The 18,573-nt window shown below is 36.1% G+C and carries 19 protein-coding genes; 11 read left to right on the plus strand and 8 right to left on the minus strand.

All coding sequences use genetic code 11. From position 1 onward, the window contains the following. Positions 1–72 precede the first annotated feature (72 nt). Positions 73–768, plus strand: coding sequence for a response regulator transcription factor (locus tag KHA94_RS18485; RefSeq protein WP_213103601.1), 696 nt, complete (start codon positions 73–75; stop codon positions 766–768). Between the two features lie 3 nt (positions 769–771). Beyond that, positions 772–1,707 (plus strand): sensor histidine kinase, encoded by a 936-nt coding sequence (locus KHA94_RS18490; protein WP_213103602.1) that lies wholly within the window; start codon positions 772–774, stop codon positions 1,705–1,707. A gap of 156 nt (positions 1,708–1,863) precedes the next feature. Here KHA94_RS18490 and KHA94_RS18495 read toward each other — a convergent pair whose 3' ends face one another. The 4 genes from KHA94_RS18495 to KHA94_RS18510 form a co-directional block, all read right to left on the minus strand. Continuing rightward, entirely contained in the window at positions 1,864–2,319 is a 456-nt protein-coding gene (locus KHA94_RS18495) for a hypothetical protein (protein WP_213103603.1), read from the minus strand. Positions 2,320–3,250: 931 nt separating this feature from the next. After that, on the minus strand, positions 3,251–3,958 hold the full coding sequence (locus KHA94_RS18500) for a DNA alkylation repair protein (RefSeq protein ID WP_213103604.1): 708 nt from the start codon (positions 3,956–3,958) through the stop codon (positions 3,251–3,253). Between the two features lie 333 nt (positions 3,959–4,291). Continuing rightward, entirely contained in the window at positions 4,292–4,969 is a 678-nt protein-coding gene (locus KHA94_RS18505; RefSeq protein ID WP_213103605.1) for an ABC transporter permease, read from the minus strand. Next, positions 4,962–5,885 (minus strand): ATP-binding cassette domain-containing protein, encoded by a 924-nt coding sequence (locus KHA94_RS18510; protein WP_213103606.1) that lies wholly within the window; start codon positions 5,883–5,885, stop codon positions 4,962–4,964. Before KHA94_RS18510 ends, KHA94_RS18505 begins: the two co-directional genes overlap by 8 nt. A gap of 708 nt (positions 5,886–6,593) precedes the next feature. Between KHA94_RS18510 and hutH the strand changes: the two genes are divergently transcribed. Then, positions 6,594–8,093: a histidine ammonia-lyase gene (gene hutH / locus KHA94_RS18515; protein ID WP_213103607.1), complete on the plus strand. Its 1,500-nt coding sequence runs from the start codon at positions 6,594–6,596 to the stop codon at positions 8,091–8,093. Between the two features lie 45 nt (positions 8,094–8,138). Here the strand turns inward: hutH and KHA94_RS18520 are convergent, their stop codons facing one another. After that, the gene (locus tag KHA94_RS18520; protein WP_057776053.1) at positions 8,139–8,318 is read right to left on the minus strand and encodes a hypothetical protein; all 180 of its coding nucleotides are present in this window, start codon (positions 8,316–8,318) and stop codon (positions 8,139–8,141) included. A gap of 174 nt (positions 8,319–8,492) precedes the next feature. On the opposite strand from KHA94_RS18520, the gene KHA94_RS18525 reads away from it, so the two are divergent. After that, a complete protein-coding gene (locus tag KHA94_RS18525; protein WP_213103608.1) occupies positions 8,493–8,867 on the plus strand; it encodes a DnaJ family domain-containing protein in 375 nt (124 codons plus the stop codon). Positions 8,868–8,990: 123 nt separating this feature from the next. On the opposite strand, the gene KHA94_RS18530 is transcribed toward KHA94_RS18525, so the two are convergent. Then, positions 8,991–9,152 carry a CotG/ExsB N-terminal domain-containing protein gene (locus KHA94_RS18530; protein WP_213103609.1) on the minus strand — a complete coding sequence of 54 codons (162 nt, stop codon included), beginning with the start codon at positions 9,150–9,152 and terminating at the stop codon, positions 8,991–8,993. Between the two features lie 372 nt (positions 9,153–9,524). Here KHA94_RS18530 and KHA94_RS18535 point away from each other — a divergent pair, with 372 nt between their 5' ends. The 3 genes from KHA94_RS18535 (at position 9,525) to motB (ending at position 12,890) form a co-directional block, all read left to right on the plus strand. After that, positions 9,525–10,622, plus strand: coding sequence for a CotH kinase family protein (locus KHA94_RS18535; RefSeq protein WP_420828182.1), 1,098 nt, complete (start codon positions 9,525–9,527; stop codon positions 10,620–10,622). A gap of 704 nt (positions 10,623–11,326) precedes the next feature. Next, positions 11,327–12,121 carry a flagellar motor stator protein MotA gene (gene motA, locus KHA94_RS18540; RefSeq protein WP_213103611.1) on the plus strand — a complete coding sequence of 265 codons (795 nt, stop codon included), beginning with the start codon at positions 11,327–11,329 and terminating at the stop codon, positions 12,119–12,121. Further along, entirely contained in the window at positions 12,114–12,890 is a 777-nt protein-coding gene (gene motB, locus KHA94_RS18545; RefSeq protein ID WP_213103612.1) for a flagellar motor protein MotB, read from the plus strand. The genes motA and motB overlap by 8 nt, the downstream gene beginning before the upstream one ends. 443 nt (positions 12,891–13,333) lie before the next feature. Here motB and KHA94_RS18550 read toward each other — a convergent pair whose 3' ends face one another. Both KHA94_RS18550 and KHA94_RS18555 read right to left on the minus strand, forming a co-directional pair. Next, positions 13,334–14,539, minus strand: coding sequence for an MFS transporter (locus KHA94_RS18550; RefSeq protein WP_213103613.1), 1,206 nt, complete (start codon positions 14,537–14,539; stop codon positions 13,334–13,336). A gap of 51 nt (positions 14,540–14,590) precedes the next feature. Next, positions 14,591–15,010 carry a MarR family winged helix-turn-helix transcriptional regulator gene (locus KHA94_RS18555; protein ID WP_213103614.1) on the minus strand — a complete coding sequence of 140 codons (420 nt, stop codon included), beginning with the start codon at positions 15,008–15,010 and terminating at the stop codon, positions 14,591–14,593. A gap of 181 nt (positions 15,011–15,191) precedes the next feature. Here KHA94_RS18555 and nosD point away from each other — a divergent pair, with 181 nt between their 5' ends. From nosD to KHA94_RS18575, 4 genes are read left to right on the plus strand one after another with little or no spacing between them, the layout of a single operon-like run. Next, positions 15,192–16,553, plus strand: a complete 1,362-nt coding sequence (gene nosD / locus KHA94_RS18560; protein ID WP_213103615.1) for a nitrous oxide reductase family maturation protein NosD — start codon at positions 15,192–15,194, stop codon at positions 16,551–16,553. After that, on the plus strand, positions 16,550–17,011 hold the full coding sequence (locus KHA94_RS18565) for a nitrous oxide reductase accessory protein NosL (protein WP_213103616.1): 462 nt from the start codon (positions 16,550–16,552) through the stop codon (positions 17,009–17,011). Before nosD ends, KHA94_RS18565 begins: the two co-directional genes overlap by 4 nt. Beyond that, complete coding sequence (locus KHA94_RS18570) at positions 17,008–17,832, plus strand: ABC transporter permease (RefSeq protein WP_213103617.1); 825 nt, start codon at positions 17,008–17,010, stop codon at positions 17,830–17,832. The genes KHA94_RS18565 and KHA94_RS18570 overlap by 4 nt, the downstream gene beginning before the upstream one ends. Then, positions 17,825–18,556: an ABC transporter ATP-binding protein gene (locus KHA94_RS18575; protein ID WP_213103618.1), complete on the plus strand. Its 732-nt coding sequence runs from the start codon at positions 17,825–17,827 to the stop codon at positions 18,554–18,556. The genes KHA94_RS18570 and KHA94_RS18575 overlap by 8 nt, the downstream gene beginning before the upstream one ends. The last annotated feature ends 17 nt before the right edge of the window (positions 18,557–18,573 follow it).

Genomic DNA, 18,573 nt, shown 5'->3' on the forward strand with positions numbered 1-18,573 from the left:
AAAAGGAATTATCTGAAAAATATAGAAATAATATTATATAACAAATGGACATATTTGATTGGATGTGGAAGTATGAAAAAAGGCATTCTGCTAGTTGAGGACAACATAGAAATTAGTCAATTAATCGCCGATACCCTTAAGAATGAGAGTTTTATAGTAACTGCTGCATTTGATGGAGAAGAGGCTTTAGCCCTTTTTAATAAAAATGAACCAGATTTAATTTTACTTGATTTAATGCTCCCTAAATTGAGTGGCACGGAATTATTGAAAAAAATAAGAGAAAAGAGCAGGGTTCCTATACTGATCATTTCAGCAAAAGGAAGTGATCTTGATAAAGCTCTCGGACTTGGCTTTGGAGCGGATGATTACATAAGCAAACCATTTTCTATGATAGAGTTAACAGCGCGAGTCCATGCGGCCATTCGCAGGTCAACTGAATATCTACCACAAGATAGCAACTCCTGCCAAAATAGTCTTAATTATAAAGATATCACCCTTGACATGCATTCATTTGCTGTAAATATAGGGGATAAAAATGTCCAGTTAACGTCAAAAGAATTTCAGATATTAAAGTTGTTTATGACCAATCAAAGTAGAGTATTTACAAAGGAACAAATATACCATTTGATTTGGGAAGATGATTATTACGGTAATGAAAATGTCATTAATGTACATATAAGAAGGCTCCGTGAAAAAATTGAAGTGGATCCATCTAACCCACAATTCATTAAAACGATTTGGGGCATTGGATATAAATTAGGTGAATAAACCATGGTTCCTATTCTTTGTATAATCATTTTCGTTTTGCTTATTATGAATATATTACAATATTTGTTTCGGAGGAATCTTACACAAAATATTAATGAAATCAGCGAAAAGATAAGTGATATCATTAAGCAGGAGACAGCAGAAAAAGTATTGGTGCCTACGGATTGGCAAGCCGTTCGCCTATTACTTATACAAATTAACAGGCTCCTGGATTATAACCAAAAGGTCATTGCAGACTATGCAAAAACTAAAGCTAGTTTAAGAAAATTAATCTCCAATATGTCTCATGATTTGAAAACACCTCTTATGGTTATTTTAGGGTACGTGGAAAAGTTGAAACTAGATGAAAGTATGGCAATTGACGAAAAGAAAATGCTTATGACTCGTCTGCATGAAAAAGTATTAAGTTTAACTGGTTTGTTGAATCAGTTTTTTGACTTAGTAAAGTTAGAATCGGATGATTATGTAATGCCTCTAAGTAAGATACCACTTAATGAAATTTGCAGAAAAAGTGTTTTGGAGTTTTATGATATGCTCCTCTCTAAAGGACTTCAAGTAGAGATTGATATTCCAGATCGGGAATTTTATATTTGGGGAAATGAAGATGCATTAGAACGTATATTAAGCAATCTAATTTCAAATTCAATCCGATATGGAAGTGATGGAGGGGTCTTTGGATTAACACTTAGGGAGGTTGATGAGTTTGTTGCGATTGAGATTTGGGATAGAGGTAAAGGTATCGCAGAGATTCATCAAGAGCGGGTGTTTGAACGGTTATACACATTAGATGATGCTAGAAATCCTCATTTTCAAGGAAGCGGTCTAGGACTAAGTATTACAAAGTACTTAACAGAAGCGATGAAGGGTACGATTCACTTAGATAGCAAACCAAATGAAAAAACGAGTTTCACCTGTCTTTTTAAGCAAATTTCATATTAAAACTTCTTAGATGTTCAATGGGAACATCTCCTTTTTTTAGCTAAAATATGGACCTAAAACACAAAAAGACGGTGCTTTGTTTTAAAGCAGCACGTCTAATAGCTGAATGATAAACGAGGAACTTTTATTAGCGAGAAAATTCATATTAGTATGTTGCTAAAAATCCCTTTGACTTCCATAAAGGAGAGTAGATGTTAGAAAGACTCCGACAGGCGGCAGGGTACCCGTGCTTATTGGAGGCCCAGTAAGAACTCTATTAGTTGTAGCAATCCAATCTCCGCTATCTCCTGCCTGTAATGAAGTGGTTTTCATAACAAACCGTCCACTTAAAATTAAATGACGAACTTTAATTGTTGGGTCATCAAAAATATCTAATTTACCAGAAAATGAAGCATACGGTGTTTCAAACCTTAGTTGTTTCGTATTTTCGTCCCAGTATCCATTGACAGGAATCGGTGCACCTCGAAAATTGGCGGTACCTATTACCGTGTTGCCTGAGACAGAGTTGATAGTAAGTTCCCCCCTAAAAATCGGTCTTCCTGCAATATTAGTACTAAGTCCCCATCTTGACGGAAAGGGCAAACTAACCGATGTAAATTGAGTATTTTGCAAAATAATTCCTCCTTTTTTGGTGTATAGGAAAAGTATTTGCAGATTCGTTGAAACCATTTTCTTGTTAATAGGAAGAAAACGATTGAAATTGTAGTAAGTCTATTTCAAAATAACCTCATCTGTATCCAGCCCAACGGTTGGCAGAATTTCTGCTCTTGGAATGGAGTTGAAAATAAATAAGCTTCATCATTATATGGATTGTTATTATACAGATACATTTGACTAGGATAAATAAAATGTACTCCTTTACTTTTTCTAATCTCCAATCATTATATTCTTTAGTCATTAACCTATCAGCTTGTTCACTCATAAATGTGTATTTACCTATAAAAAAGTTTAGTGGTTGGGAGTCCCCAAATTATTATGTTGGAAATGCAGTCAATCTCCCTAAAAAGTTGAATGGGGATGGAATTTATCACAGATTAACGGGCAGTAAGACCCCCACTTCAAGGTTGCGAGAAAATTAAAGAAACCTAAGTGGGGGATCAACTGCCCGTAAAGGGGCCCGACGACGGACACGATGTCCTAGTGGGCGAAAGCCACAGGACAAGGAGTAATTCATCCGCATTTCATCGCACGACCGAAAGCAGAGCTTTTGGGAGGACGTGGCGTTTTGAGCGTGATTGGTTCAACTAACCATCAGTGGGGGATAGAAGCCGACTAAGAACGCCACGTCCTGTGGCAACGTCGGCACTAGCACGTCCTGTGCGTCGAAAAACCCCCACTGATGGAAGTTTCACTTTATTATGAGGGGCGAATAAGCTGACTACATCCTAAAAATAAGAAAAATTAGAAGTAACCAAAATTTATGAAACAGGACTAGAATGTACTATCACTCTCTATCAGTTAACTATAACAAAAAAAGGGCATCAATCCATCTTGGATCAACACCCTCGATAATTGAATATTGTTCGTGATGCGGGGCAATTGTTTAACATCTTACATATTTGCGTTTGAAACCAAGCCTGCCTTTTTCTACTTCCTTTTGAATATTTTCGTAAGCGTGTAGGGAACTACTTTTTTTCTTGTCCCGTTTGACTTCTACTACACCTACTGCCTTCGCAGTTTCGACTGCCTTTTCATGGAGTGGCAAATATGAAACCCCAACAGTGTATAGAAAATTATTCATAGCAGATTTCGTTCGTTCAGGCGAATCGTGAATCGTATTTTTCACCATTTCAATCATCTTGGCAATCTTGCTTTCGGAAAATTCAACGTCTAAGCGATTCCCTAAAAGCCAACAGTAGCAACTCCAGCCGGCTGACATTCTCAGCTCTTCACCGCTTGCGATCCATTTATCAGCAACTACTTGTGCAATATCTGCCTCCGCTAAAGTTACTGCTACCACATAATCGGACAGCATATAAAAATATGCCGAATCCATCCAACGATCAAAATCCGACTCAGTCATTGCTTTTGGATCTGCAATAATGCCTGCAAAGTACATTGCGTCGTAGTTCCCTGTGGCATAAAGCTCATCCGCTAAATTTTGATTTATTTTTATTTTCTTAGCTATTGGCTTCATTGCACCTGTAGCCACGCCAAAAAGCGGCTCATGCGCACCATTAGATATGTACATTTTTTTAGTTCGTTCCTTGCCAAGGGCTTCAAGCTCCTGCATAACTATTTCTAAATTCATCGTTTAACACTTCCTCTTTTTGGAGTTTTACCCCTCATACTTTGCCCATTAAATACATCACCATTATCCTACAACAAACTACCATTTGTCAGCAAAACTGCTGTCTAAGCGAATGAGCGTTATACAGGAATCCACTGAGGAGCTTTTATTAGTGGTATTTGTATTTGGGCACCTTGCGACCATTTGTTCTGCTGGGTACATCTAATAATCGTAGTTCTTCTAACCTGCTTCATTCAATAGGTAATCAAAAAAAAGAGCGTTAATCCTTCATTGGTTAACGCTACCCATTGTTGAAAATCATATGAACCGGAAACGTTTGCAGAAGATGTTCTCCTATATCTCCCCTACGCTTTCAGCAGTCTTTATAGAAAGAAATATGCTTATTGCGCCTAAAATACTCAGTATGATGACTACAACATCTGGTTTAACATTGAAAAATAATGAAAAATTAGGCAATTGCATAATAAATATGGAGCAAATGATGGCTGGTACGACTGCCCTTTTCCATATTCCAAAGTAAAAGAGAGGAATGAAACTGATTAGAGTAATCAAAACTGAACCAATCATCATGCTGCTGAAAAATTCTAACATATCTGAAGTTGTCGGCTTTCCATTAATAATGGGAAAAAACTGATCAAGCAAATAAGTTGTCAATCCAGATAAAATAAATGTAATAATGGTGGCAAAAAAGACAAACAGGGCGATGAACAGCACTTTTGCTGTAAACAACTTTTGTCGACTTATTGGATACCCGAAAGAAAGCGAGATGGTCTTATTTTTATATTCTTCAATGAAAACATGATTGATTAGCGATCCACCAAACAAAACATAGCCCATTTGAATAAAACCGTTTAGTTCAATTGCAGCAGCATAGCTTTGGCCGAAAGCAGGCATAGCCACCTTGATGAAAAATGCAGGGAAAAAGATAAGAATCAACATGTAAATCAATAATTCCATCCAAACGGTTTTTTGGTTTAATTTCTTCCATTCCATTTGAATTAACTTAGTCATTCATTCCACCCCCATTAATTTGTTTATAAAAATAATCCTCCAATGAACTTGAATGTTTTTGGATTTCTTCCAGTCCGATATCATTTTGAATCAATAGTTTGGAAATGTCATTTTGAGTATGAGACAAATCGTAGATTCGAATTCTGTTCCCTTGGATTATTTTCATATTTGATATATGAAGCTCTTTTTCAAGTAAATATACAGTTTTTTCTGCATTTGTTGTCAGTAGTTCGATATAATCAGTATGCTGCTTTCGTATTTCTTCTAAGGCTACTTCATTTAAAAGCCTTCCATTCTTAATAACGCCAATTCGATTTGCAACCTGCTCTATTTCGCCTAAAATATGGCTGGAAAGAAGAAAGGTGATCCCATATTCCTTGTTAAGCATAAAGATTAAATCTCGAATATCCTTAATACCAATCGGGTCAAGCCCATTTGTCGGTTCATCCAAAATAATGAGTTCAGGCTTTACTACGATTGCTCTTGCTAAACCAAGCCGCTGCTTCATCCCAAGTGAAAATTCCTTCACCTTTTTGTCTTCAATCCCTCTTAAGTGAACCATATCAAGCGCATGCTTCATCCCTTTTTCATCGTAATATCCTAAATATTCACAGTGAAGCTTTAAATTTTCTAAAGCTGTCAGATGCTCGAACAATATCGGATATTCTATGATGCTGCCTACTCTCTTTAAAACCGACTTAGACCGTTCACTAAGCATTTGACCAAATAATTCTATTTCTCCACTTGTTGGCTTCGTAATTCCTGTGAGCATTTTCATAATGGTTGTTTTACCTGCACCATTTTGCCCAAGAAAACCATAAATCTCACCTTTTCGTATATGAAGATTAATATCTGTTACAAGATTTTTCCCTTTAACTTGTTTAGTAAGTCCAGACGTCTTTACTACATGATTCATACTGTTCCCTCCTTCTATAGTTGTATCATACAATTCAATATTTTCTTTTTTCTGTCTCAAACATTACAAATTTCTTAAGTATGATTTTTTTAGAAGGAGCACTATTATTTGCACCATTAAGCTACTCTGTAGAAATGGGATCAGGAGAGATCCTACATGAGGAACTCGCAAGTACATCCTAGAAAAAAGTAAGTAGTTATTTAAACTATTCATCCTGGAAGATTATAGCCTAGAAAATTGAGGCTGTTCATGAGGGACACCCTCTTATATGTATTAATACGAGATTCGATTAAAAATACAAGTAAAAATTGTTTTTACTAACTTTTTAAGCATTAAGTGGTAACTTATCTATAATTTATGCTTTAAATGCAAACTTAATATAGCCTATGAAACCTAAACCCTCCATTTCTGATATGGCGGGTTTTATTCAGGTTTAATGACTCTGAAATTTGTTGCTGAAATATGACAATACTTTATCACTCTAACAATCTAATGATCTAATTTGTTAAAAAATGTAAAGTAATAATTGACAAGGGTTGAATTATAAACATACAATTAATTATATTCGGAAAATTTTTGATTGGGATTGATGATCATGATTCAAAGCTTTCTATTGAATAATGAACCATACAAAAAGGCTGTATTTCAAACTTCTGTTTGAAGTACAGCCTTTTCTTTATCCCGCTAATGTACTGAGGAGGAATAAAAATGGTTATTCTAACAGGAAACACGTTAACGCTTGCAGAAATTAAGAGGGTATTATTTGAGAAGGAAAAAGTCGAGCCATCTGAAGAAAGTATGGTGGCCGTAAAAGAAAGCTATAACGCAGTAAAAAGAATTGTTGAGAAAGAAAGAGTCATATATGGTATCAACACTGGTTTTGGAAAGTTCAGTGATGTACTTATTAATCAGAAGGATGTCAAAGATCTTCAGCTAAACTTAATTCGTTCACATGCTTGTGGAGTAGGAGAGCCATTTCCGGAGTCTGTTTCACGAGCAATGCTGTTATTAAGAGCGAATGCTTTACTGAAAGGTTTTTCTGGAGCTAGACCAATCATCATTGAAAGATTACTTGAACTGGTGAACAGAGAAATTCATCCGGTTATTCCGCAGCAGGGGTCTCTTGGCGCAAGTGGGGATCTAGCTCCGCTTTCACATTTAGCATTAGTTCTTGTCGGAGAAGGAGAAGTTTTTTATAAAGGAAACAGAAGACCTTCAATTGAAGTTCTTACGGAAGAAGGCTTAAATCCACTTACATTGGAAGCAAAGGAAGGACTAGCTCTCATTAATGGAACTCAAGCAATGACAGCAATGGGAGTAGTTGCTTATCTTGAAGCAGAAAAGCTTGCCTATCAAAGTGAGTTAATTGCTGCTGTTACTATGGAAGGCTTAAATGGGATTATCGATGCTTTTGACGAGAAAATTCATCTTGCAAGAGGCTATCAGCAGCAGGTTAATACAGCAGAAAGAATGAGAGCCTATTTATCAGGCAGTCAGTTAATTACAAAGCAAGGGGAAATTCGTGTTCAGGATGCATATTCCATCCGATGTATCCCACAGGTTCATGGAGCTTCATGGCAAGCACTTGACTATGTAAAGGAAAAGCTAGAAATTGAAATGAATGCTGCGACAGATAATCCGCTTGTTTTTGATGAAGGGGAAAGTGTCATTTCAGGCGGAAATTTCCATGGTCAGCCGATTGCACTTGCAATGGATTTTATGAAAATCGCTGTAGCAGAACTTGCCAACATTTCGGAACGAAGAATTGAGCGATTAGTCAATCCTCAGTTAAATGATCTGCCACCATTTTTAAGTCCGGAGCCTGGTTTGCAATCAGGGGCAATGATTCTTCAGTATTGTGCAGCTGCTCTTGTTTCCGAAAATAAAACATTAGCCCATCCGGCAAGTGTAGATTCAATTCCATCCTCTGCTAACCAGGAAGATCATGTCAGCATGGGAACAATCGCTGCCAGACATGCTTATCAAATTATTCAAAATGCTAATAATGTCCTTTCGATTGAACTGATCTGTGCCTTACAGGCTGCTGAGTTCAAGGGAGTTGAGAAAATGGCAGACAAGACGAAGGCTTTCTATAAAGAAGCAAGAAAAATAGTGCCTTCTATTACGAAGGATCGTATTTTCTCAAAAGATACTGAGGCATGTTCTGCATGGCTGAAGAAGCTTGATATTAAATCATTTATGTTGTAAAAATTTTAAAAATAGGGTCTTCATTATTAGACCCTATTTTTACATTTACTTATCTCTAAATTCTGTTCCGTCATGTCCTTCTATTCGGTTTTTAAAGGCTTCCTGAACAACGAGAAACTCTTCATCCTCCTGTGCCTCAGTTGCCTTGTTCTCTATAATTGATTTTTTAGGGAAATTGCCTGGATGGTTTTTATTTTTATGATTAAAGTTTGCTCCGCGAGCCAAAGTATCAACTCCTTTCATATTTCTTTATGTAGTTTTTCCAAATTAGAAAAATCCTATGTACAACGAAAAATGCCTTTCTTCTTGCATAAATCATGTCAGTTCATTTATTAAAGTATATAATAAAAGGAACAATGAATGTATTCACCTTGGAAACAGTAGAGGGAGGTTATTGGCATGGACCTTTTTTCAATTATTTCTGAAGATCGGATAAAAAAGGCTTATAAAGAAAAGGAATTTGAACATTTACCCGGCTACGGGAAACCACTTCCATTTGATGACTTAGCATCAGTTCCAGAGGATATACGGATGGCGTATCGGGTATTGAAAAATGCAGGATATACCGAAGAGGATAATCAGTTAAAAAAAGAAATGCTTACAATAGAGGAATTAATAAGAAAATGTGAGGATCCAGACGAAAAACAAAAATTGCAAAAGAAATTAAATGAAAAAATGCTTCGCTTTAACAGTATGATAGCGAAGAGGGGCAAAAACACGAATTCTTCTCTTTTTAAAAACTATGAACAAAAAATTAGTAAAAAAATGTTTTAAAATTCCTAAAATGGTTTTGGTTTTATAAATAAAGGGGCTTCTCAATTTTGAGAAGCTCTTTGCTTATGGTGTCTGACACCTTTGCTTTGGGACAGTCCCTTGCCTATTTTTTAATCTAAATTCTCATGTACTTTTTTTCCTGTCAGAAGTGGTATAACTTTTCCTTCTCGCAGACTGCCTCGAACTCTCTGAAGAAAATGGCTCTTGATATAGAAACTTTTCCATTCCTGCAGCTACTACTTCAGCAACTGCACGGCGAATTTCCGTTTCAGTATACCTTCTCAAAATTAAATCCTCCTTATTAATTGTCACTCTAAAACATCATTCTTTTTCGCACGTTAAGCGTATAAATTGTCAGCGCAGAAGATGATTCGACGTAGTTGCCAATTTTAGGAATCAAGTACAACGGACAGGAAGTCCTAGTCGGGCGAATGCCACAGGACGTGGCATATATGAGCGCGATAAGTGCAACTACGCCTCAGTCTGTGCCTTTCCAAGGCTCGCCAATCGGCGAGTTTTCTTTATATTAATAGCATACGGATTTTAGCGAAGTTTTGACTTAGACTAATGCCTATTTTAGCAAAATGGATTATTAGGGACTGTCACCCTACGAATGTCTGTCATACGATTTAATAACGGCTCAGTTAGGGGTGATTTATTTTGAAAAAAGAAGAAATACCTATCTATAATTTGTTTATTAATCCAAAGAGTCTCCTCGATTTAAAGAAGAATGTTTGGTCCGAAAATCCTGTAATAGGAAAAATAAACATTAATAATAAAAAGTATGACATCGATGTTTTGTTCCGAGGATTTTATGTTCGAGAATTCAATAAGAAATCGTATCATATTCACTTTTATAAACCTAAGACATGGAAAGGGGCAAAAGAGCTGCATTTAAATGCAGAATATAAAGACCATTCATTATTAAGAAATAAGCTTTCTTTTGATTTTTTTTCAAATATTGGTGTAATGACTCCCTCAGCAGAGCATGTTTTTCTTGTTTTGAATGGAAAGCCAGAAGGTGTTTATCTGCAATTAGAGTCAGTAGATGAATACTATTTCAAGAAAAGGAACATTCCAGTAGAGTCGATTTTCTATGCAATTGATGGAGATGCTAATTTTTCACTAATTAGTGAATATGATAATGCTCCTAAGAAATCTTTAGAAATGGGCTATGAAATAAAGTATGGAATGGACGAAGAACGACTGATCTTACAAGAATTTATTTTTAAAGCAAATACACTCTTAAGGAAAGAATTTGAACAAGAGATAGGAAATTACATTGATGTTGAAAAGTATTTGCGTTGGCTTGCAGGCGTGGTCTGTACCCAGAACTTTGATGGATTTGTTCAAAACTATGCCCTATGCAGGACAGGAGACTCAGGTTTATTCGAGGTCCTTCCATGGGATTATGATGGCACTTGGGGAAGAGATGTTCATGGGGATATTATGGAATATGACTATGTTCGAATAGATGGATTTAATACCTTATCAGCAAGAATGCTCGATGTTCCTTCATTTAGAAAATTATATTATAAAATCCTCCTTAAAATCCTCAATAATCAATTTACAGTCGACTTTATGAAACCTAGAATACAGGAACTGCATACACTTCTCCGCCCTTTTGTTTTAAAAGATCCATATAAAAAAGATTATATTCAACAATTTGATATGGAGCCGGAATTCATATGCCAATATATAATGGATAGAAACAACTATATGAAGAATGAACTGAAAAAACAAGGCCTAAACTAGTTTAGGGATATGGTGGTTTTTTAAATCAAAAAAAATGAGCATTTTTAGAAAATAGGTAAATAAATCTGGGTTTTTGTCCATTCCATATTAAACCTATAACATATTCTATATTAGTGAAACCGAAAGGGGGGAAATTAATGTCCCATCAAACAGGAAGAAGAAAAGTCATTAAAGCCAATGAAATTACAATTTTCGCCAATAGAGTTATTGTAAGAACAGATCGTCGCCGAACAGATCGCAGAACAGATCGCAGAACAGATCGTCGCCGCCGAACATGTCGCCGAACAGATAGAAGAAGAAGAAGTGATTGCTTCAGAAGAAGTGATTGTTTCAGAAGAAGTGATTTTTTCAGAAGAAGATGTTGTTGTTTCAGAAGAGGTTTCTTCTTCTAGTAAAACTCAAAGAGAAATGGTTAGGTAAGATACTGCTTCATGATGGCTTACCTCAAACGGTATAAGCATATCGTAATGGAAATAGAAGCTATTTATTAGGACAAAATTTTTTTTGAAAAGGCTATGATCAAAGGAAGGTAGGGAGTTTTATTCCTTTCTTTTCTTTGTGATTAGCTTTATTCATATTTCTATACCCTTAAATTAAAGTGTGTTTTCTATTGTTAATAACAAATAATTAATTTGATTCTAAAGTTTGCGAGAAAAATGTCGAAATAACAATAGAGAATCTTTATTTAAGATAGGTGAGAGAATATGGATAAAACAACGATAATTGGTCTTATTTTAGGAATCATCGCGGTTGGGGTTGGAATGATATTAAAGGGAGTTAGTCCAGCAGTGATAATTAACCCAGCTGCCATATTAATTATTTTACTTGGAACAGCAGCTACAGTAACAATAGCATTTCCAACGAGTGAAATAAAAAGAATCCCGAAATTATTTGGCATTATTTTTAAGGAAAAAAAGCAAATGAATCCAGTTGATTTAATAAAAATGATTTCTGATTGGGCTCAGCTTGCTAGAAAAGAAGGCTTGCTTGCTCTTGAAGCGAAGACAAGTGAAATAGATGATCCGTTTTTGAAAAATGGACTTTCACTTGCTGTTGATGGACAAAGTGCTGATTACATACGTGATGTTTTGAATGAAGAGATTGATGCAATGGAAGAAAGACATCAGGCCGGAGCATTAATCTTTACTCAGGCAGGAACTTATGCTCCTACTCTAGGGGTATTGGGAGCCGTAATCGGTCTAATTGCTGCATTAGGGAATATGAGTGATACGGATACATTAGGTCATGCCATTAGTGCTGCCTTTGTAGCTACTTTATTAGGGATTTTTACAGGATATGTGCTATGGCATCCTTTTGCAAATAAGCTAAAGCGGAAATCCAGGCAGGAAGCGAAGTTGAAAGCAATGATGATTGAAGGGGTTTTGTCGGTTCTCGAAGGTGAGGCGCCAAGAGTAATAGAACAAAAACTAGCTTCTTATTTGCCTGTAGGAGAGAGAAAGGTTTTTCTTGAAGAAGGCAGTGTGAAGAAAGATGAGTAAAAGGAAAAAGAAAAGTCATGATGATGGACATGTCGATGAATCATGGCTGCTTCCATATGCGGATCTATTAACCTTGCTTCTAGCCTTATTTATCGTTCTTTTTGCAATGAGTTCTGTTGATGCACAAAAATTCCAAGAACTTTCAAAAGCATTTAATAGCGCCTTAAATGGAGGAACAGGAATTTTTGAATTTCCTAGTCCGATGCCTGATGGAGAAATGGAAACATCGAGTACTGATATCGGTGAGAAGGATAAAGGGAACGAAGCTAAGGAAAAAGAACAAAAATTACAGCAGAAAATTGATCGTGAAGAGCTGGAAATGATACAAAATAAAGTAAATTCTTATATCAATAAGAACAACTTAGGTGAAAAATTAGAAACGTCATTAACTGACGAAGGATTATTGGTTTCTATTAGAGATAATGTTTTATTTGCTCCCGGAAGCGCTGAAGTAAGGGAGGAAGATATAAAGGTTGCAAAAGAAATCTCAGATCTTCTTGTGATGGACCCCCCTAGAAATATTATTATAAGTGGACATACAGATAATGTACCAATCGGGAACGCTCCTTTTGAATCGAACTGGGAATTAAGTGTTATGAGGGCAATTAATTTTATGAAAATCGTATTACAAAATGAAAACTTAGATCCGAGTTCGTTTAGTGCCAAAGGGTTTGGAGAATTTCAACCGGTTGCCTCCAATGATACAGCAGAAGGAAAATCCAGAAATAGAAGGGTAGAAATATTAATATTACCAAGAACTGGGAACTAAACCTTAGCGGGTTTAGTTTTTTTATTTTTAAAGGCACATTTCAAAAATATCGATGTTTTCGTTGATTGGCTGACAAACCAGCCATTTTGGCTGATAAATAAATCAAACATGCTGACAAAGAATAATATTAAACTTGGTAAAAGCAACCTTGTTATAAAAACATCCGTTTATAAAAAGAAATCGGCATGTAAGCCGATTTCTTCTCCCCACTTATTGAAATTTCATTTTATCGCAGATTAACGGGCTGTAAGACCCCCACTTCAAGAAGTTGAGTTAAGAATAAATTTCTAAGTGGGGGATCAACAGCCCGTAAAAGGCCATAAAATGAACACAGACTAAAAGCGCCACATCGTGTGGCAACGTCTGCGTGACCCACTTCCTGTGGGCCGCAACTAACAATCAGTGGGGGATGAAGGAAAACCCCCACTGATTGAAGTTTCACTTTATATTGGTAAATCTGCTTTCGATGTAACTGGTTGATCTGCACTTGTTTTTTTGCCGTGCAGGTAGTAATAAATCATGAAAGCAAACAAAATAACGCCAACAAGGATCAAATATAGAGATGAGAAACCGGTATACACAACGATCATTCCAAGAGTATAGGAGCCGAGTCCAATACCTAAATCTAAAAATGTGAAGAATGTTGATGTCGCTAATCCTCTCCTTGAAGGATCAGAATTTTTAATCGCAACTGTTTGCAGACTAGGGGTGAGAGTACCATAGCCTAGCCCAATAATGGCACCAGCGAGTAAAAATAGAAAAGTATTATTAGCCTGACTTAGCAACAACATCCCGATTGCAAATAAAATAATGGTCGGGTAAATAATTTTATTTTCTCCGTATACATCAAACCATCGTCCAGTAAATGGCCGGGAAATTAATATGAACACAGCATATACAACAAAAAAGAAGCTTGCTGCTGTCAGTAAGCCGAGCTGTTTAGCATAGACAGAAATGAACGAAAGGATTCCAGAATAACCAAAGGCTAGAATACCGGCAACGATGGAAACAGGTAAAGCACTCTTTTCGAAGAAGCTAGAAAGAGAAAATTTAGCATCTGCAGTATTTTTAGGACTTGGCATGCTTTTTGGAACTTGGACTAGTAAGGATAGGAGCAGAGCAAAAATAGCAAGGATAGAACTTAAACCAAATATCCAATTAAAGCTAGCATACTGAATAATGGTTAATCCTGCAAAAGGTCCAATAACCATCGCTAAGTTCATAAACATAGCGTAATAGCCAAGACCTTCGCCTTTACGTTCATTTGGAATAATATCAGCAACAATGGCTCCTGTAGCAGTCGTAGCCATTCCGAATCCGATTCCATGTAAGAATCGTAAACCGAGTAATAAAGGTAGAGAATCTGTCCAAAAATAAAGAATAGAGGATATTGAGAAAATGGCCAATGAAAGGATCAATATTTTTTTGCGCCCTAACTCATCAATCCATTTGCCTGTAAAAGGCCTGCACAGCACAGCTGCCATGAGAAAAACAGAAAGAACTAACCCGACCTGTGTTTCATTACCACTCAAATCCTCTAATACATAAATAGGTAATGTTGTAAGCAAAATATAAAATCCGATAAAAAGAAAAAAGCTTGTAATTGAAATACTTAAAAAGTCTTTTGTCCATAATGATTGTTTCTTCATGATGTCCTCCAACTAAAAGATTAGCCTCTAACTATTAAGTTCATTATTTTTTTATGAAAAATTATCTTTCATCCTTTTCATTAAATCTAACATCTGTACGATTTCTGTATCTGTAATTTGGTGAAGAACTTGCTCTTCTGATGAACGAACAGCATTTAACCAATTAGGGTACTCTGCAAGTGCTGCATCAGTTAGTTTAATTTTCTTTTCGCGTTTATCTATGCCAGGTATCCTTGCTATCCATCCTGACTTTTCTAACCTTCCTAATGTCCGTGACATAGTAGGAGCCTCCACTCCAAGATAAGAAGACAGCTCTTTTTGCGTACTCGAACCTTCTGTTTTTAGCTGATAGATGATGGCCCATTGTGCGGAATATAGACCCAGCGGCACCAGATTTTCGTTTAATAGCTTCGAAAAATGGCGTGTAAATTGGTAAATATGATGAAATAGCTCGCTTTGATTGTTTTTCATATAATCCCCTTTGAATAATAGTTACCTAGCTAACTATATAGTATTATTTGTGAAATATCTACACATGTGATTTAAAACACAAAAAAGATTATTTCACTTCATCGATTTACCATAATATTTTCAACTTTCTTTCACAAGTATTTGCTAGATTGGTAAATATATAAGGCAGAGGATGTGGACAATGGGGAAAGTGATAAATGACGGGCTGCTGTTGTTCTATGGGTGCATATTTTTCTTGTTCATCCCTTGGAATACGGATGCTGCAGCAGCAGAAGTGACAGTGGAATCTGATATGAATCTTCAGGAAATGATTGATCATGCAGAACCTGGTGATACATTAAATATTCAAGAGGGGTTATATCGTGGATCCATCACAATTTCTAAACCAATAACTCTCGTCGCCCAAAATGGAGCGATCATTGATGGAAGAGGAAATGGAAATGTCATAACGATTGCTTCTGATGGAGTTGTCATAAAGGGATTTACGATCCAGAATAGCGGAAAGGATAAGGATAACAGCGGGATATTATTGAAGGAAGTAAAGGACGTTGTAATAGATTCTAACCATATTTCTAATGTATTGTTTGGGATTTATTCTGAAAAAAGTTCGAACAATATTATCAAAAATAATGACATTGAAAGTTTTGATACCCATTTTTCTAAGCGTGGCAATGGGATCCATCTTTATTATGGGCATGGGAACTTCATTGGGAATAATCGGATAAAAAATGTCCAAGATGGGATTTATTTTGATTCTAATTCAAAAAGTAACATTCAAAATAATACCGTTGAAGATTCCAGATACGGCTTCCATTTCATGTTCAGTGAAGATATTTCAGCTGAAGAAAACGACATTCAAAAAAATGTGACTGGTTTTATGATCATGGATTCTAAGAATCTTCAGTTTAATCGAAATCAAATTACCGATCAGTTTCATTTTAGAGGCTTTGGCATTCTCATTTATGATTCTTCCAATATTGTTATCGAAGAAAATGAAATAAGGCAGAATAGCTCAGGTCTTTATTTTGAAAATGCGGAGCAGACACATATTAGGCAAAATTTAATAGCTGCGAATCAAGTAGGGATAGAGTTTAAGGGAGATAACATAGATAACGTGTTGACGGAAAATAATTTTATCGGGAATGTAGTCCAGTCGAAGATTGCCGATAAGGATATCCTTCTTAATGGACAACAAAAAGGAAACTACTGGGATGATTATAGCAGCTATGATTTAACAGGTGATGGTATTGGGGAAATACCATATAAAGCAGGCTCAATTTATGATCAGATTCTAAAGAGTCATCCGTATTGGCAGTTTTATTTTGAAAGCCCTGCTATCAAAATATGGAGTAAAGCAGAATCAATGTTTCCCTCCATCGGGACAGCAAATGTATATGATGAAAAACCGCTAACCTTACCGGTGCATTTTGAAAAAGAAAAGAAAAATCAAAAAGAGAAAAGCAAGTTATCATTATTAATTTACGGCCTAATTTTAACGAGTTCGTCAGTATTTATTCTATTGAAGGGAAAACGAATGGAATGAGAAAAATACTAGTCTATTTTATCGGTATTATAATACTTTCTGGCTGTGCAGGAACACAGTCTTTTGAGCCAGTAGAGATTAATCCAGAAATTGATGTTTGCGAAATATGCAATATGAGCATTGCCCATGAAAATTATGCAACTGAAATTATTTCATTAGAAGGAGATGTATTTAAGTTTGATGATATTGGCTGCATGGTTGAGTTTTTAGAAAAGGATAAGTCCCTTGCTAAGGATGAAGTAGCAAAACAATTCGTTAGAGATTCGGAAACAGGAGAATGGCTTGAGCTTAAAGACGCTTTTCATGCCTATCACCCTGAGTTTTGGACCCCGATGGCAAATGGCATCGTCACTTTTAAAGATCAAGAAAGGGCAGAAAGTTATATGAAGGAGCAGGGAAAAGGCGAGTTATATAATTACGAACGATTTCTCAAGCACCAATGGAGTTGGAAACAATGAGTATATACAAAATTGCTCGACAGCAGCTGACTCTTATTATGAGAAGTAAGTGGCTTGGCAGTTTCGGTATGCTGTTTGCACTCTTAGCTGTATTTGTCACATATTTTGGAAATTCAGGTCAATCTGGTTATACTGGATTCAGCCGCATGACTGCCAGCCTCCTTAATTTAAATCTATTATTAATACCATTAATTGCACTTCTAATAGGGAGCTTATTTATAGCCGGCGAAAAAGAAGATAGGGGGTTAATGCTGCTTTTAACCTATCCTGTTTCAGTCAAATCTGTTCTAGTCGGAAAATATATAGGTCTTTTCTTGTCGCTATGGTCTGTTATTACTTTTGGGTATGGGGCAGCGGCCATTGTCATGTTTATTGGAAATGCAGATACCTCTATTTCAGTAATGTTTTTATTCTATTTTCTATCTTTATTATTAGCAGTATTTTTTTTAGCATTGTCGATGATGATTGGTTTATGGTCGAGAACGCGTTTTCAGGCATTAGGTATGAGTTTAATTGTTTGGGCCATCTCAGTTTTATTTTATGAGTTCATTGTCATGGGACTGAGTATATTTGTCACAAAAGAGTGGATTCTTACATTATTGTCGATTTCAATCTTCTTAAATCCGGTGGAACTAATTAGAGTATGGGCAATCCTTTCTTTAGATGGAGCGTCTGTTTTTGGACCAAATTTGTACGATTTAACAGTATGGGCAAATGGCTGGTTAGGGCAATGTCTATTTGTTATAGCATCACTCTTATGGGTGACAGTACCTTTTTATTTTAGCCACCTGTTTGTTAAAAGGAGAATAGGAAATGAGTAAAGAATACTTAATAGAATTAGAAGGTATAACGAAACGTTATACTGAACATAAGCAAATTGGAGAAATCTCTTTTCCTATTAAAAAAGGAGAAATAACAGCTCTTTGTGGTGGAAATGGGGCTGGAAAAAGTACGCTTATTAAATTGCTGACAGGGATAATAAAGCCAACGAGCGGAACAATGAAGGCAGATGGGAAACCAGTTGATCCAATGAGTGAGCGATATAAGGCTTTTTTTTCTTATATGCCTGATGATATGATATTCCCTAATCAGCTAACAGGATTGGAAATGCTCCTTTTTTTTGCTGGCTTGCAAGGGATTGCAAAGTCTAGAGTCGATGAAGTGCTAAAAAGGGTTGGTTTATTTGAAGATCGTAGGAAATTGATTAAGCATTATTCAAAAGGAATGCAGCAGCGGCTCTCGCTTGCTCAGGCTCTCCTTTCAGCAGCGCCCCTCCTTATCCTTGATGAACCAACGAACGGGCTTGATCCTTTCTGGGTATTTCGTTTTAAAGAAATAATAAAAGAAGAAAAAGAGGCAGGGAAAACGATCCTTTTTTCCACTCATATTCTGTCAATCGTAGAGGAAATTGCTGATACAGCTATCTTCCTTGAAGAAGGAAAGCTAATATATCATGAAAATATAGATGTTTTAACAAATACTGCTGGAAAGTATAATTCTCTAGAAAAAGTTTTTTTTGAAAAACAAATAGTCGGTGTAAAATAGTAAAACCGCTGCAAAGT

It is taken from the genome of Cytobacillus citreus (assembly GCF_018343665.1).
In the GTDB taxonomy this organism is placed as follows: domain Bacteria; phylum Bacillota; class Bacilli; order Bacillales; family Cytobacillaceae; genus Cytobacillus; species Cytobacillus citreus.